The following is a 2,206-nucleotide window of genomic DNA, read 5'->3' on the forward strand; positions in this document are numbered from 1 at the left end:
CTGGCGCTGAGCACACCGGCGTCGTCGGTGACGTACCCGGGATCGAGCGTGATGGGATCCGTCGCGGAGGCGGCTGAGACCGAGAGGACTCCCGTCGCCGCGGCGACCGCCAATGCGGCCAGCGTGAGCCACCGTGTCTTCATCGTGTTCCCTCCGACCGGCAGCCGAGCCCCATGGCACGAGTCTATGCACACAGGCCGACACGCGACAGCTTCCGCACGGGGATAGCCGTTCGCCCTCAGCGGAGACACATACGCTGGAGGGCATGGACGACAGGTACGCAACCGATGTGCTCGCAGCCGGGTGGCGGGATCGAGCGGCGAAGCCGGTGCCGCAGGTCGCCGCCGAGCTCGACCTGGTCGTCGAGGTCGCGCAGGACGGATACTGCGGTGCGGTGACGCGTGTGCAGGGCGGCAACGTCGAACTCGAGGATCGCCTCGGGCGCAGGCGGCTCTTCCCCCTCGGCGGAGGCTTCCTCATCGACGGGTCGCCCGTGCGGCTGACCCCTCCCGGGCCCAAGGAACAGGGTCCGCGTCGCACGGCATCCGGATCGTTCGTGGTCGCCGATCAGCGCGCCCGCATCGCGCTGCCGAGCCGGATCCTCGTCGAGGGCAAGCACGACGCCGAGCTCGTCGAGAAGGTCTGGGGCGCAGACCTTCGGGTCGAGGGCGTCGTCGTGGAGTTCCTGCAGGGAGTCGACCTGCTCGACGAGCTGCTCGCCGCCGAGCCTCCGACGGCGTCGCGGCGCTACGGAGTGCTCGTCGATCATCTCGTTCCGGGGTCGAAGGAGTCGCGCATCGCTGAGGCGGTCGCCCGCGGCCCGCACGGACGCCACGTGCGGATCGTCGGCCATCCCTTCGTCGACGTGTGGCAGTGCGTGACGCCTCGGGCGCTGGGCATCGCGAAGTGGCCCGATATACCTCGAGGCACGGACTGGAAGACCGGTATCTGCCGGGCGTTCGGCTGGCCGTATGAGACGCAGGCCGACACCGGTCGCGCCTGGCAGCACATCCTGTCGAAGGTCCACACCTATCGCGACCTGGAGCCTGCCCTGCTCGGGCGGGTCGAAGAGCTCATCGACTTCGTCACCGCGCCGCCGGCCTGATCGCGGGTCGATGGCCCCGGACGCCGCCGACTACCCTGGAAGCATGCCCGAACCCCGTACCTTCCGTGACGAACCGGTGTCCTTCGTACGCCGCAGCGGCCGGATGTCCGATGCGCAGGAGCGCGCCTTCGACGAGCTGGGTCCGCACTACCTGCTCGACGTCCCCCGAGACGTCGCCTGGACGTCGGTGCACCCCGAGGCGCGTCTCGATCCCGCGGTGGAGTACGGGCGGGATGCCGATCTGTACGTCGAGATCGGGTCGGGCCAGGGGCATGCGATCGTGTCGGCCGCCTCGACGCGGCCGGACGACGACTTCCTCGCCGTCGAGGTCTTCCGTGCAGGCCTTGCCCGCACGATGCTCGACGCCGATCGCGAGGGAGCCCGCAACCTGCGCGTCGTCGAGGCCAACGCCCCGGAGGTGCTCTCCTCTTACCTGCCCGAGGCCGCAGCCGCCGAGGTCTGGATCTTCTTCCCCGACCCGTGGCACAAGAAGAAGCACACCAAGCGTCGTCTCGTCCGCCAGGGATTCGGCGACACCGCCGCGCGCGCCCTCCGCGACGGAGGTCTTCTGCGTCTGGCGACGGACTGGGAGGACTACGCGCTGCAGATGCGCGACGTCCTCGATGCCGAGCCCCTGTTCGAGCGGGCATTCGACGGCGAGTGGGCCGACAGGTTCGACGGACGCGTGATGACGGCGTTCGAGCGCAAGGGGATCGCGAAGGGCCGCGACATCCGCGATCTCGTGTATCGGCGGAAGTCGCGCGCGTGATCACCGCGCAGCGCACGCCGGTGAACTGGCCGGCCGCCGTCCCGGCGCTGCTCGTCTGCGCCGCGGCACCGGCGTTCTTCGTCGCGCAGATCCCGTGGCTCGGCTGGGCGCTGCTCGCGCTCGGTGTCGGGAGCGCATGGCTGGTCGAGCGCGACCGGCCGGCGGCGGAGGACCAGACGGTGCGCATGGGCGCGCGCCGAGAGACCGCCCGGATCGTCGGAACCAGCCGCCGGCCGTCACTCGTCCGCGATCTCTCGCTGATCGCTCTGGGCATGCTCATCGTCAGCGTGATCCCGCTCGCGGCGGAGCTCGACAAACTCGCCATCCTGCGC

The 2,206-nt window shown here is 70.4% G+C and carries 2 protein-coding genes and 1 pseudogene; all 3 read left to right on the forward strand.

The annotated features are described in order from the left end of the window. Positions 1 to 265: 265 nt before the first annotated feature. Entirely contained in the window at positions 266 to 1,105 is an 840-nt protein-coding gene (locus J7E68_RS11450; RefSeq protein ID WP_215172689.1) for a DUF3097 domain-containing protein, read from the forward strand. A 43-nt stretch (positions 1,106 to 1,148) separates the two neighbouring features. Beyond that, a complete protein-coding gene (gene trmB / locus J7E68_RS11455; protein ID WP_215172691.1) occupies positions 1,149 to 1,874 on the forward strand; it encodes a tRNA (guanosine(46)-N7)-methyltransferase TrmB in 726 nt (241 codons plus the stop codon). Continuing rightward, a pseudogene (locus J7E68_RS11460) lies at positions 1,871 to 2,206 on the forward strand (CPBP family intramembrane glutamate endopeptidase); the annotation flags it as partial. The gene trmB and the pseudogene J7E68_RS11460, both read left to right, overlap by 4 nt.

Origin of the sequence: Microbacterium sp. ISL-103 (assembly GCF_018613995.1) — a bacterium.
Taxonomy (GTDB): Bacteria; Actinomycetota; Actinomycetes; order Actinomycetales; family Microbacteriaceae; genus Microbacterium.

Bases quoted from the DNA above. Each gene is read 5' to 3' on its own strand.
- J7E68_RS11450 (WP_215172689.1), top strand. From the start codon at position 266: ATGGACGACAGGTACGCAACCGATGTGCTCGCAGCCGGGTGGCGGGAT.
- trmB (WP_215172691.1), top strand. From the start codon at position 1,149: ATGCCCGAACCCCGTACCTTCCGTGACGAACCGGTGTCCTTCGTACGC.